Genomic DNA, 13,302 nt, shown 5'->3' with positions numbered 1-13,302 from the left:
CCGGCGCGGCTACCCGGCCGCCTCGATCGCGGCCCGGCCGGCCTCCAGCCGGGCGACCGGCACCCGGAACGGCGAGCAGGACACGTAGTCCAGGCCGACGTAGTGGAAGAAGTGCACCGACTCCGGATCGCCGCCGTGCTCGCCGCACACGCCGAGCTTGAGACCCGGGCGGGCGGCCCGGCCCTCGTCGGTGGCGATGCGGACCAGCCGGCCGACGCCGTCGCGGTCCAGCGACTCGAACGGGGAGATGCCGAAGATGCCGAGTTCGAGGTAGCGCCAGAAGAACGCGCCCTCCACGTCGTCGCGGGAGAAACCCCAGCCCATCTGGGTGAGGTCGTTGGTGCCGAAGGAGAAGAAGTCGGCGGCCTCGGCGATCTGGCCGGCGGTCAGCGCGGCCCGCGGCACCTCGATCATCGTGCCGATCAGGACCCGGACGCCGGAGTCGCCGACCACCTCGGCGAGAATCTTCTCGGCCTCGGCGCGGACCGTCTCCAGCTCCTGCACGGCGCCGACGAGCGGGACCATGATCTCCGGCTTCGGGTTGCCACCCTCCCGGGCCAGCGCGACCGCGGCCTCGGCGATGGCGCGTACCTGCATCGCGAACAGGCCGGGCACGACCAGGCCGAGGCGTACCCCGCGCAGCCCCAGCATGGGGTTCTGCTCGTGCATCCGGCGTACCGCGGTGAGCATCTCGGCGTCCCGCCCCGGGTCCTCGCCGCGTTCCCGGGCCACCGCGACGTGCACCGCCAGGTCCTCCAGCGACGGCAGGAACTCGTGCAGCGGCGGGTCGATCAGCCGGATGGTGACCGGCAGGCCGTTCATCTCCCGGAACAGCGACAGGAAGTCGGCGCGCTGCAACGGCTGCAGCGCGGCCAGCGCCGCGTCCCGGTCGGCGGCGGTGCGGGCCAGGATGAGCCGCTCGACCAGTTCCCGCCGGTCGCCGAGGAACATGTGCTCGGTGCGGCACAGGCCGACGCCCTCGGCGCCGAAGCGGCGGGCCCGGGCCGCGTCGGTGCCGGTGTCGGCATTGGTACGGACCCGCAGCCGGCGCCGTTCGTCGGCGTGCGTGACGATCCGGTGCACCGCGGACACCAGGGGCTCGTTCGCCAGGGCCGGGTCGAGGTCGCCCTCGAAGTACTGCACCACCTCGGACGGCCGGACCGGCACCTCACCGAGGTACACCCGGCCGGTGGTGCCGTCGACGGACACCACGTCGCCCTCCCGGACCACCCGCCCGCCGACGGTGAACGAGGTCCCGCCGACCTCGAGCGCGTCGGCGCCGCAGACGCACGTCTTGCCCATGCCGCGGGCCACCACGGCGGCGTGACTGGTCTTGCCGCCGCGGGAGGTGAGGATGCCCTGGGCGGCGATCATGCCGGGCAGGTCGTCGGGGTTGGTCTCCCGGCGGACCAGGATGACCGCGCGGCCCTCGGCGGCGAGCGCGACCGCCCGGGCCGCGGTGAACACCACCTCGCCGACGGCCGCGCCGGGTGCGGCGCCGACGCCGCGGGTCAGCACCTCCGGCCGGCCGGCCAGGTCGAAGCGCGGGAACATCAGCTGCGCCAGCTGGCTGCCGGTGACCCGGTGCAGCGCCTCGTCGAGGTCGATCACGCCCTCGTCGACGAGATGGGCGGCGATGGTGAACGCGGCCGCGGCGGTGCGCTTGCCGACCCGGGTCTGCAGCATCCACAGCTTGCCGCGTTCGATGGTGAACTCGATGTCGCACAGGTCCCGGTAGTGACCCTCCAGGGTGGCCATGATGCCGAGCAGTTCGTCGTACGAGTGCTTGTCGAGGCGTTCCAGTTCCTGCAGCGGCACCGTGTTGCGGATTCCGGCGACCACGTCCTCGCCCTGGGCGTCGGCGAGGTAGTCGCCGTACACCCCGCTGGCGCCGGTCGCCGGGTCGCGGGTGAACGCCACGCCGGTGCCCGAGTCGGGGCCGAGGTTGCCGAAGACCATCGCCACCACGTTGACCGCGGTGCCGAGGTCGGCCGGGATGCGCTCCTGGCGGCGGTAGAGCACCGCCCGGTCGGCGTTCCAGGAGCGGAACACCGCCTCGATCGCCCGGTCCAGCTGCTCCCGCGGGTCCTGCGGGAACTCCTGGCCGGTGTGCTTGGCGAACACCTCCTTGTACACCCCGACCAGGGCACGGAGGTCGGCCGCGTCGAGCTGGACGTCGTCGGTGACGCCCTTGGCGACCTTGGCGTCCTGCAACGCGTCCTCGAATTCGTCGCCCGGCACGTCGCAGACGGTCTTGCCGAACATCTGGATCAGCCGCCGGTACGAGTCCCAGGCGAACCGGTCGTTGCCGCCGGCCTGCCGGCTCAGCCCGGCCACCGACGCGTCGTTGAGCCCGACGTTGAGCACCGTCTCCATCATGCCCGGCATGGAGAACCGGGCCCCGGAACGCACCGACACCAGCAGCGGGTCGGCCGGGTCACCGAGCCGGCGGCCGATGGCCCGCTCCAGCGTCCCCAGGTGCGCGACGATCTCCCGGTCCAGGCCGGCGGGGCGGGACCCGGTCGCCAGGTAGCGCCGGCAGGCGTCGGTGGTGATGGTGAATCCGGGCGGCACGGGCAGTCCGAGGTTCGTCATTTCCGCGAGGTTGGCACCCTTGCCGCCGAGCAGGTCCTTCAGTTCCTTGCGGCCTTCGGTGAAGTCGTAGACGAACTTGGCGTCAGTGCCGGTGCCCTCCATGACGATCGCCTCCCAGGTTACGAATACCCGGCGCGGACGCGTTTCCCACCCGGAAACCGAAGGCTAGGCGAAACTTTCGCCGATGGATACTCGCCGGTGGGATTCTCCACAGCCGGCCGGTCCGTGCTGCTCGGGGAGCGCTCCCATCGCGCAGGAATGCGCAGGAACGCATTCGCTATGGTGCAGAAATGGCGACCATTGTGGAGACCGCGGAGACATCCGAGCTGTTGTCGGAATTGACGACCATGGTGGGCCGGGAGGATCCGTACCCGCGGTACGACCGGCTGCGGCAGATCTCGCCGCTGGTGCGCGCGGACGACGGCGCCATCGTCGTCACCCGGTACGCCGACTGCGCCACCGTGGCCCGCGACGGCCGGCTCGGGCACACCTCACCGGACATGCTGGCGTTCGTCGGCCTGCCGGACTGGGCCGAACACCCGGCGCTGCGGCTGCTGTTCACCAGCATGCTGGCCGCCAACCCGCCCGCGCACACCCGGCTGCGCCGCCTGGTCAGCTCCGCGTTCACCGCGCGCCGGGTGCAGGCGCTGGAGCCCGCGATCGAGGCGATGGTCGCCGACCTGCTGGACCGGATGGACGGCGAGACCGATTTCGTGTCGGCGTTCGCGTTCCCGCTGCCGGTCAACGTGATCGGCGAACTGCTCGGCGTGCCGGCCGCCGACCGGGCCCAGTTCCAGCCCTTGATCCGGGACTGGACCCAGGTCCTCGAGGTGATCGACCCCGAGGTGCTGGCCCGGGCCGACCCGGCGGCGAGCACGGTACGCGCCTACCTCGCCGACCTGATCGCCGAGCGGCGCCGCCGGCCCGGCACCGACCTGATCAGCTCGCTGGTCGCCGGTGGGACCGAACAGCTGACCGAGGACGAGCTGGTCACCATGGCCGGGCTACTCTTCGCGGCCGGTTTCGAGACCACCACGAACCTGCTGGTCAACGGTCTGGTGGCGCTGCTGGGGCACCCGAAACAGGTGCCGGCGGTGCAGGCCGACCCGGCCGGCGCGGTGGAGGAACTGCTGCGTTTCGACACGCCGGTGCAGCTGATCTCCCGGCTGGCGTACGAGGACGTGCAGATCGCCGGGGTCACCATCGGGGCCGGCGAACGGCTGGTGGCGTACCTCGGGGCCGGCAACCGGGATCCGGAGCGGTTCATCGCCCCGCACCGGCTGGACCTGTTCCGCGCCGACAACGCGCCGCTGTCGTTCGGCGGCGGCATCCACTACTGCCTGGGTGCGCCGCTGGCCCGGCTGGAGGCGAAGATCGCCTTCCCGGCGCTGTTCCGCCGGTTCCCGAACCTGGTGGCGGCCGGAGAACCGGAACGGCGCGACAGCCTCACCATCCGCGGGCTCACCCGGATGCCGGTCCGCACCTAGGTGTTTCGGAGTGGGGGCCGGACGTAAGACGCCGCTGCGAATTCCACGGGGGAAGAACTCGCAACGGCGTTGTCGGAAGGTTAGACCACCGGTGCGGAGGCTGTCTATCCCACCCGGTTCAGGACCGTCCCGACGAGCTTCTTCCAGTCCGAGTCGAATGCCGGGCCGGAGCTGGCGGTGCCCAGCCGGTACACCGCGTACGCGTCCACGAACAGCACGTTCTGCTTGGTCAGCACGGCCACCGCGGCGTCGGCGGTGCCCGGGTGCTTCGGCTCGTACTGCTTGTGCCGGGTGACCACGAAGCCGGTCCAGCCGCCCTCGGTGAGGTCGGTGGTGGAGGTCGTCTCGGTATACGCCGGTTCGTTGCGGTCCGCGGTCTGCGTGGCCGGCTGGTTCACGTCGGCCGGGCACCCGTCGGCGACGGCACGCAGCGCGGCGAGCCCGGCCTTGGCGGCGGTGGCGTCGGGGTAGACGAGCGCGGCCTGATGCAGGCTCTGCGCGCCCTTGGTGCCCTCGTCGACCAGCGGCACCACGACCACCTCGGCGCCCGGCGGCACCGGCGGCACGGTGGCGGCGCCGCCGCAGAAGGCGACCAGCCGCTCCGGGTCGGCGGAGTTGGCGGGCGGCTTCCAGGTGGGCCCGATGTCGGCCGCCTGCAGCAGCGCGTCACGCATGGTGGTGACGTCGATGGTCCCGCCGTCCGGCGGTTCCGGCGCGTCGTCCGAGGAACATCCGGCGGCGAGCACCACGGCGCACAGCGCGGCGCCGACGGTCCGGCCGACCTTACCGATCACGAGCATCCGGCAATCTAAGCACGCGCCGCCGACCTGCGACGATCGCCTCTGCGTGGGGTGGGCTTCGCGGAGCGGTGTGGTTGCCGGGAGCGGGAGATCTCGGCGGGTCGACTCAGATCCTGGCGGCTCATGTGGGGCAAGTCCGCGAGCCGGGACAAGACCGCTTTCCGGGCAAAGCCGCTCAAGCGATCCACCTCTCTGCTCGCGCTGTGCCGCAATTCCGCACGATACGCAGGCATCGACGGCCCGGCGAACTCGTGCAGCTATGGCTCTATCACCACCGCTCAGCGCGCCGGGGCCGGGTACCCCCACTCGGCCAGCGGCTCCCCCAGCACCCGCTCCACGTCCGCGAGCTGCACCGCGGTCAGCTCCGCGCGGTAGGCGTCCTCGCGACCCCCGTGGATCACGTGCCGGCGGAACCCGCGCTCGAACGCCGGCGACCAGTCCAGCCCGAGGAACTCGCAGACCCGGGTGATCTCCTTGCGCGGCTCGGCGACCAGGTCCTCGTACCGCAGGTCCAGCCACTGCCCGGCCGGGTGCGCGGCCCGGGCCGCGGCGAACGCGTCCATCAGCATGGCCCAGCCCAGCGCGGCCAGCACCGGGAACGACCGCCCGGCGGCCTCCCACTGCTCGCGCAGCGGCGCGGGCAGCGCGCCGAGATACCAGTTCTCCGGGCCCTGCCAGCCGTCCCACCAGCCCATCTGCAGCCACGAGCTGACCACGGCCCGGCCGTCCCGGACCACGTTGACCACCTTCAGGTCCGGGTACACGGCCCCGAGCAGCCCGGTCCGCGGCCAGCCGGTGACGTGCTGCACCATCAGGTCGCAGCGCTGGGCGGCGCGGCGGGTGTCGAAGAACGCGCGCAGCCGCCGCTCCACCACCGGGGTCAGGTCACCGGCCAGCAGGTCCCGGCAGGGACGCGACCAGCCGGCCAGCACGTGCCGGTCGAGCAACTGGTACGCCTCGCTGGGCGCCACCCGCACCCGGCCGGCCTCCAGCAGCCGGCGGCTGTGCCGCAGCGACGTCATGCCGGACGGCCGCGGCCCGCCGGCCCGGTACAGCCGCCCGTTGTACCGGCCGGTCAGATTCAGCTTGGACAGCTTGTCGTCGACGCCGGAGACGAACCCGACCGCCGGGTGCCGGCACAGCAGCTCCTGCACCAGGGTGGAGCCGCACCGGCCGGTTCCGGTCACGACCGCGAGCGTCACCGTCTTCTCCTTCCGAGCGGGTACCCGAGCCGCAGCAGCAGCGGGGCGGTGAGCGCGGTGACCGTCGCGTGCGCCCGGCCCGGCAGGGCGGTGCGCCACTCGTCGTCGGGGGTCACGTCGACGCCGCCGGTGCGGTGCCGGACCGGGTTGCCGGCCACCGAGTGGGTCGCCTCGAGCCGGACCGTGCCACGGTCGTCGAACGGCAGCGGCGTCGCCGGATCGGCCCCGGCGAAGTCCGCTATCCGGCGGATCGTCCCGGCCGGGTCGGCGACGAAGTCCTCGTACCGCACCCGCAGGTAGGCGCCGCGGCCCCAGAGCCGGATGGTGGCGGTGTTCCAGACCGACCAGAGCAGCGCCGCCTTCCACACCGGGTGCCGGGTCATCAGCCGGTCGTCGCCGTCCAGGGAGCGGCGGCGGCGCCAGGAGAAGGCGGCCGCGCGGGGGTCGCGCACCACGTGCAGCACGCGCAGGTCGATGCCGGGCAGGCCGGCGAGCAGGAGACCGTACGGCGGCAGCTTGGACGAGTCGACCACGACCGCGTCGCCGGTGTGCGCGGCCAGGGCGGCGTAGAGCGCGCCGATCGTCGCGTCGTCGGGGTGCGCCTCGACCCGGAGCCGGTTGCGCATCCGCAGCCGGGTGCGCAGGCCGGCGGCAACCGCGGCCGGGTCGGCAGGCGGCAGGTCGGCGAGGATCCGGCTCCACACCGGGCAGTCCGGCAGGGCCGCCCCGCAGCCGCACGGCCGGCCCTCGACCAGGCCGCGCTGCCACAGGTAGCGCAGCTCACCGGCGGCGAAGAACCCGTCCAGCTGGCCCAGCACGGTGGTGATCAGGGTGCTGCCGCTGCGCCCGCTGCCGGCCAGATACAGCACCCTCATGACACGGCCACCGGCGCACCGGCCGCGGCGTACGCGGCGCGCAGGCCGTCGAGATGGTCGGCCGGTCCGAAGTCGCGGGAGACCTTGGCGCGCCCGGCGCGGCCCATCGCATGGGCCCGGTCCGGATCGGCGAGCGTACGTGCCAGAGCCCCGGCCAGCGCCGCCGCGTCCCCGGCCGGCACGGTCAGGCCGTCCACGTCCGACGTGATCAGCTCCGGCAGGCCGCCCAGGTCGGTGCCGACCACCGGCACGCCGCAGCCGAAGGCCTCCAGCACGGCCAGGGGCTGGTTCTCGTACCAGACCGACGGGACGGCGGCCACCGCGGACGCGCGGACCAGGTCGTGCAGCCGGTCCTTGGGCAGCCGGCCGTGGAACCGGACCCGGCCGGGCGCGACCCGGTCCGCCAGGTCCTCCAGCGCGGCGCGGGACGGCCCGTCGCCGGCCACGTCGACCGGAACGCCGGCGGGCAGCAGGGCGGCCGCCTGGATCAGGGTGTGCACGCCCTTCTCCGGGGCCAGCCGGCCGGCGTACACCACGCCGCCGCCGGGGGCCTGCTTGGTGGCCAGGTGGTCGACGTCGACCGGGTGCCGCAGCACGCGCAGCCGGTCCGGGTAGACGCCGGCCCGGGTCAGCACGCCGGCCAGGAAGCGGCTGGGCGCGAGCAGGGCACCGACGCCGTCGTACGCGCCGAGCCGGCGGTGCAGCCACGACTCCGCGGCAAGCAGCGTGCTGGCCGAGCGGGAACCGTCCTTGCAAGAGCGCCGGGCGGCCTGCCACGGGCCGCCGGTCACGCAGGCGTCGCAGGGCCGGCCGTGGTCGAGCATCTGGTAACTGGGACACGCCAGTTTGTAGTCGTGCAGCGTCATCACGCACGGCACGGACGCGTCGCGGGCGGCGGCCACCACCGACGGCGACAGCTGGTGGTAGACGTTGTGCAGGTGGACCACGTCGGGACGGAAGTCGGCGAGCACCCGCCGCAGACCGGCCCGGGCCGAGGTGGACCAGAGCATCCGGCCGGCGGCGGCGACCCGGCCGCGCAGTCCGGGCGGGGCCGGTTCCAGGTCCACCCGGGACGGGAAGTCGGCCGCGTACCGCAGACCGGACTCGTTCTCGTCGTGCGCCATGCCGAAGAACGCGACCTCGTCACCGGCGCGCTGTTGCAGGCCGGCGACGTCGAACAGGTAGCCCTCCGCACCGCCGCGGCGGTAGAGGAACTTGTTGACGTGCAGGACGCGCATCGAGATATCCACAGGTGTGTCGGGTGGCGAGGGCCGCTCACGCTAGCATTTGGCCGCCCGTCGGGGAGCTTCGAGGAGGATCAGTGGCCCAGCAGGAGCCGTCCGCGCTGCGGTACACCGCGCGCCGGATCGCGCGGCACGTCCGCTGGGCGCGCAGCGAAGGGCTGGGTCGGCTGATCGCCGAGGACCGGCTGAACCCGGTCGACCGGGTCCGCACCGCCGCGGCGAAACGGCGCTGGCGGCGCCGGCACGGCGGGCAGCCCGGCACGGCCCGGCCGGTCTATCTGGTCGGCCTGCAGCGCTCCGGCACGAACATGCTGGTCCGGGGGCTGGACGCGGCGCCCGAGGTGGAGGCCCGCAACGAGAACGACCGCACCGTCTTCCACCGGTTCCGGTTGCGCGGCGACGACGTGCTGGTCGACACGGTCCACCGCAGCCGGCACGCGATCGTGCTGGTCAAGCCGCTGTGCGACAGCCACCGGGTGGACCGGTTGCTGGCGCTGCCGACCCGGGTGCCGGGCCGCGCCCTGTGGATGTGGCGCGACGTCGACGACCGGGCCCGCTCCGAGGTGGCCAAGTTCGGCCCGGCCAACCTGCGGGCCCTGCGGGCGGTCGCGGACGGCACCATCGGCGCCGGCTGGCAGGGCGGCGGCCTCGACGACGAGGCCCGCGCGCTGGTCGCGTCGTTCGACTACGACCGGATGCACCCGCACACCGCGGCGGCGCTGTTCTGGTACGTCCGCAACGACCTGTTCTTCCGGCTCGGCCTGGACCGGCGCGACGACGTGCTGCTGGTGTCGTACTCCGACATGGTCCTCGACCCGGCCGGGCAGGCCGGGTGCGTCTGCGCCTTCCTGGACCTGCCCTACCGGCCGGAGTTCGCGGCCGACGTGACCGCCGCTCCGGCCCGCGAGCGGCTGCCGATCGATGCGCGCGTGCGCGCGCTCTGTGACGACCTGACCGCTCGCCTGCAGCGTGCCGGTGCGGAGGTGGCGGATCGTGGATAGCCCGATTTTCCTGGTGGGTTGTCAGCGCTCCGGGACCACCATGCTGCGCCTGGTGCTCGACTCGCACTCGCGGATCAGCTGCGGCCCGGAGACCCGGTTCCTGCCGGACCTGCGGCGGATCGTCGACGAGCGGCGGGACTGGCCCCGGCTGGCCCGGTTCGGGTTCCCCCGCGAGGACTGGCTGCGCCGGATCGGCGACTTCTTCGGCGGCGTGCACGCGGACTACGCGGCGGGCCGGGGCAAGGCGCGGTGGGCCGACAAGACCCCGTTGTACGCCCTCAGCCTGGACTTCGTCACCGAGGTCTTCCCGGACGCGCAGATCGTGCACGTCATCCGGGACGGCCGGGACGTGGTGGTCTCGCACCGCAAGCGCTTCGGTTACTGGTCGGCGGTCAAGTGCGTGGTGAAATGGCCGCGCTACATCCGCACCGCGCGGGCGTTCGGCGCCACGCTGCCGTCCGGGCGCTACCACGAGCTGCGCTACGAGGAGGCGGTCGGCGACCCGGACAAGACGCTGAAGGCACTGTTCGAGTTCCTCGGCGAGCCGTGGGAGGAGGGCGTGCTGGAGTACGCCGACCGCCCGCACGACGTGGCCGGCAAGTACACCGTGGAGGCGGACCGGCGGCGCGCGGCGGCCGGCACCGACGCCGCCATCTACGCGTCCCGGGTCGGCACGTACCGCCGGGAACTGGACCCGTTCCTGCGGATCCTGGTGCGGATCTTCTCCGGCCCGATGCTCAAGGAACTGGGGTACCGATGAGGCGACTGCTCGCGCTGCCGGTCGCCGCGCTGCTGGTGCTGGCCGGGTGCACGTCCACCCCGGAGCCCCGGCCGCGGCCGACCGCCGCCCCGCCGTCGGCCCCGGCCCCGGACCGCGGCACACCGGCGGCGGCCGGCCGGACCGTGTTCGGCGCGCACTGGGACTGGAACCGCTACCAGCAGTTCGAGCCGTACCTGCGCAAGCTCGCCGGGTCGTCGACGTACCACGAGCTGAGCTGGTGCGACGTGGAGAAGACCCAGGGCCGGCCGGACTGGGCGGCGCTGGACGAGATCGCCCGGCGCAGCCGGGACCTGGGCATCACGCTGCACCTGAAGATCCGCACCGGGGTGTGCTGGGCCACCGGCGGCACCGCGCGGCACACCCGCGGGCAGGCCAACAAGACCGAGTCGGCGATGCCGAAGGACCTGGCCGCCTACCGCACATTCGTGGGTGACCTGGTCACCCGCTACCGGCCGTACGGCGTCACCCGGTACGCGGTGGAGAACGAGGTGAACGCGCCGCAGTACTGGGCCGGCACGCCGCAGCAGTTCGAGGACCTGGTCCGCGCCGCGGCCGAGGCGATCCACGCGGCCGACCCGGCCGCGCGGGTCACCGACTCCGGGATCAGCAGCGTGGCGCTGGGCATGGGGGTGGCGAACCGGCTGCTGCTCGCCGGCCGGGCGGATCAGGCGGTGGCCGCCTACCGCGGCTACTTCGCCCGCCGGATCGGCACCCGCGGCCGGCAGATCCCGGACGTCGCCGACGAGGCCGGACTGCGCGCCGCGCTCGCCCATCCGGTCAACGCGCGCAACCTGGACTACCTGGCCGCCACCGAACGGCTGCTGGACGCCGGCGTGGTGCAGGTCCGCCAGCTGCACTTCTACGAGCACCCGGACGGGATCGCGCCGCTGCTGGAGTACCTGACCGACCAGACCCCGGCGGGCGTGCCGATCGAGGCGTGGGAGGTGGGCCGGTTCGAGAAGTCCGCCGACGCCGACCCGGCCGTGGTCGCCGACGAGATGACCAAGGTGGTCAGCCGCCTGGCCGCCGCCGGTCTCACCGAGATCGTCTGGCTGCCGCTGGCCTACAACCCGGGCAACCGGGCCGGCGCCGAGGTGCGCGCCGGGCTGCTCGAGCCGGACGGCCGGGAACGCCAGGCCGGGGTGGCCCTGGCCGGGCTGGCCGACGCGGCCCGGGGTGCCACCGCCGCCCCGGTCGATCAGGACGGACTGCAGGGCGTGGCGTTCGGCCGCCGCGACGGCACCCGGATGGTGGTGTGGTCGGCCACCCGCCCGGTGCCGGTGCAGCGCGCCCGCACGCTCGGCGACGGACAGCCGGCACCGGCGGCCGGGGCCGACCCGGTGCTGGTGGAGTCGGACCAGCCGCTCGACAAAGCGTTGGACTCGCTCGGCGGTTGATCCGACAGGTGCCTCTGGTGAGCCGGTCCACCGGCTCCTAGCCTCAGCCCATGAAACGACTGTCCTGGATGACCGCCGTGGTCGCGGCCGGTGCGCTGCTCGCCACGAGCGCGCCCGCGCTGGCCGCGGAACCGCCGACCATCGTGGTGGCCGACGGCGTGACGCAGCCGGTGTTCGGCTACGCCGACGCCATCCGCGAACGGCTCTTCATCGACTCCACGTTCGACAGCGACGGCGACGGGTTGCGCGACATCATCGCGTTCGACGTGATCCGCCCCCGGGCCACCGCGAACGGCCTCAAGGTGCCGGTGGTGATGGACGCCAGCCCGTACTACACCACGGTGTGCCGCGGCAACGAGGGCGAGTGCAAGGCCGACCTGGACGGCGACGGCCTGCTGGACAAGTGGCCGCTGTTCTACGACAACTACTTCGTGCCCCGCGGGTACGCGGTGATCCTGCTCGACATGGCCGGCACCGGCGGTTCCACCGGCTGCCCCACCACCAACGCCAACTCCGACAACCTGAGCGCCAAGCAGGCGATCAACTGGTTGAACGGGCGCGCCACCGCCCGCGACGCGGCCGGGCACACCGTGGTCGCCGACTGGGACAACGGCCGGTCCGCGATGGTCGGCAAGTCGTACGACGGTTCACTGGCGCTGGCCACCGCGGTCACCGGGGTCCCGGGACTGACCACGGTGGTGCCGATCAGCCCGCCGTCGGAGTACTACGACTACGTGCGCAGCAACGGCGTGGTGACCCGGGGCAACGACTACCCGTCGTACCTGGCGAACGTGGTGACCAACCCGGACCGCCGGGAGTACTGCGCCGGGGTGCGGGCCGGCCTGGCCGCGAACGACGGCGACGAGACCGGTGACTACACCGCGTTCTGGAACGAGCGCAGCTACGTCAAGAAGGTGCCGAACCAGACCGCCAGCGTGCTCTTCTACCACGGCCTGAACGACGACAACGTCCGCCCGGACCACTTCAGCAAGTACTGGGCGGCGCTCGCCGAGCACGACATCCCGCGCAAGGCGTGGCTGTCCCAGGAGGGCCACGTCGACCCGTTCGACGTGCGGCGCGACGTGTGGGTGGACACCCTGCACCGCTGGTTCGACTTCTGGCTGCACGGCGTCCCGAACGGCATCATGGACGAGCCGCGGATCGACCTGGAACGGGCCGCCGACGTGTGGGAGACGTACCCGGACTGGCCGGTGCCCGGCGCGCAGCCCACCGAGGTGTTCTTCCGGCCCGGCGGCGACCTGGGCCTGGTGCCGGCCGCGGCGACGGCCACCGAGGCGGTGCAGGACAACCCCACCCAGAGCCAGGCCACCATGGTGCAGAACCCGGACACCGTGCAGCCGAACCGGCTGGCGTACCTCTCCGAGCCGCTGACCGCGCCGCTGCACGTCTCCGGCACCCCGCGCCTGCAGGTGCGGGCCTCGGCCGACCAGGCCGACACCAACCTGGGCGTGATCCTGGTCGACTACGGCACCGCCGAGCGGGTCGACCACCGGGCGTCCGGCGAGGGCATCGTCACGCTGGACAGCCAGGACTGCTGGGGCGAGTCCAGCCCCACCGACGACGGCTGCTACCGGCAGACCGCCAAGCGGGTACGCACCGCCGACCTGGAGATCGTCACCAAGGGCATCCACGACGCCGCGAACCGGCAGTCGCTGCGGGTGGCCGAGCCGCTGGTGCCCGGCCGGGCCTACAACTACGACTTCCCGCTGTTGCCCGAGGACTACGTGTTCCCGGCGGGGCACCGGATCGGCGTGATCCTGGTCGGCAGCTACCCGCAGTACTCCAGCCAGGCCGACCCGAACCGCGCCCGGATCACCTTCCAGCTGCGGTCCAGCCGCCTGCAGCTGCCCGTCGTCGGCGGCACCGCGGCCGCCCACGCGGCCGGGCTCTGACACCGGT

10 protein-coding genes are annotated in these 13,302 nt (G+C 73.3%); 5 read left to right on the top strand and 5 right to left on the bottom strand.

All coding sequences use genetic code 11. From position 1 onward, the window contains the following. Positions 1 to 9: 9 nt before the first annotated feature. Positions 10 to 2,697: a pyruvate, phosphate dikinase gene (gene ppdK / locus LDL48_RS03480; RefSeq protein WP_225253503.1), complete on the bottom strand. Its 2,688-nt coding sequence runs from the start codon at positions 2,695 to 2,697 to the stop codon at positions 10 to 12. A gap of 188 nt (positions 2,698 to 2,885) precedes the next feature. Here ppdK and LDL48_RS03475 point away from each other — a divergent pair, with 188 nt between their 5' ends. After that, positions 2,886 to 4,082, top strand: a complete 1,197-nt coding sequence (locus LDL48_RS03475) for a cytochrome P450 (protein ID WP_225253502.1) — start codon at positions 2,886 to 2,888, stop codon at positions 4,080 to 4,082. 104 nt (positions 4,083 to 4,186) lie between these two features. On the opposite strand, the gene LDL48_RS03470 is transcribed toward LDL48_RS03475, so the two are convergent. The 4 genes from LDL48_RS03470 to LDL48_RS03455 form a co-directional block, all read right to left on the bottom strand. Beyond that, positions 4,187 to 4,882 carry a hypothetical protein gene (locus LDL48_RS03470; protein ID WP_225253501.1) on the bottom strand — a complete coding sequence of 232 codons (696 nt, stop codon included), beginning with the start codon at positions 4,880 to 4,882 and terminating at the stop codon, positions 4,187 to 4,189. Positions 4,883 to 5,160: 278 nt separating this feature from the next. Continuing rightward, positions 5,161 to 6,084 (bottom strand): sulfotransferase family protein, encoded by a 924-nt coding sequence (locus tag LDL48_RS03465; RefSeq protein ID WP_225253500.1) that lies wholly within the window; start codon positions 6,082 to 6,084, stop codon positions 5,161 to 5,163. Continuing rightward, entirely contained in the window at positions 6,081 to 6,959 is an 879-nt protein-coding gene (locus tag LDL48_RS03460) for a sulfotransferase family protein (protein ID WP_225253499.1), read from the bottom strand. The genes LDL48_RS03465 and LDL48_RS03460 overlap by 4 nt, the downstream gene beginning before the upstream one ends. After that, positions 6,956 to 8,197 (bottom strand): glycosyltransferase, encoded by a 1,242-nt coding sequence (locus LDL48_RS03455; protein ID WP_225253498.1) that lies wholly within the window; start codon positions 8,195 to 8,197, stop codon positions 6,956 to 6,958. The genes LDL48_RS03460 and LDL48_RS03455 overlap by 4 nt, the downstream gene beginning before the upstream one ends. 83 nt (positions 8,198 to 8,280) lie before the next feature. On the opposite strand from LDL48_RS03455, the gene LDL48_RS03450 reads away from it, so the two are divergent. From LDL48_RS03450 to LDL48_RS03435, 4 genes are read left to right on the top strand one after another with little or no spacing between them, the layout of a single operon-like run. Further along, entirely contained in the window at positions 8,281 to 9,204 is a 924-nt protein-coding gene (locus LDL48_RS03450) for a sulfotransferase family protein (RefSeq protein WP_225253497.1), read from the top strand. Continuing rightward, positions 9,197 to 9,964: a sulfotransferase family protein gene (locus tag LDL48_RS03445; protein WP_225253496.1), complete on the top strand. Its 768-nt coding sequence runs from the start codon at positions 9,197 to 9,199 to the stop codon at positions 9,962 to 9,964. The genes LDL48_RS03450 and LDL48_RS03445 overlap by 8 nt, the downstream gene beginning before the upstream one ends. After that, entirely contained in the window at positions 9,961 to 11,382 is a 1,422-nt protein-coding gene (locus LDL48_RS03440; RefSeq protein ID WP_225253495.1) for a hypothetical protein, read from the top strand. The genes LDL48_RS03445 and LDL48_RS03440 overlap by 4 nt, the downstream gene beginning before the upstream one ends. A gap of 50 nt (positions 11,383 to 11,432) precedes the next feature. After that, complete coding sequence (locus LDL48_RS03435) at positions 11,433 to 13,295, top strand: CocE/NonD family hydrolase (RefSeq protein ID WP_225253494.1); 1,863 nt, start codon at positions 11,433 to 11,435, stop codon at positions 13,293 to 13,295. Positions 13,296 to 13,302: the final 7 nt, after the last annotated feature.

The organism is Jidongwangia harbinensis (assembly GCF_020216025.1).
Classification (GTDB): domain Bacteria; phylum Actinomycetota; class Actinomycetes; order Mycobacteriales; family Micromonosporaceae; genus Actinoplanes; species Actinoplanes harbinensis.
This window is presented reverse-complemented; position numbering and strand designations above follow the sequence as displayed.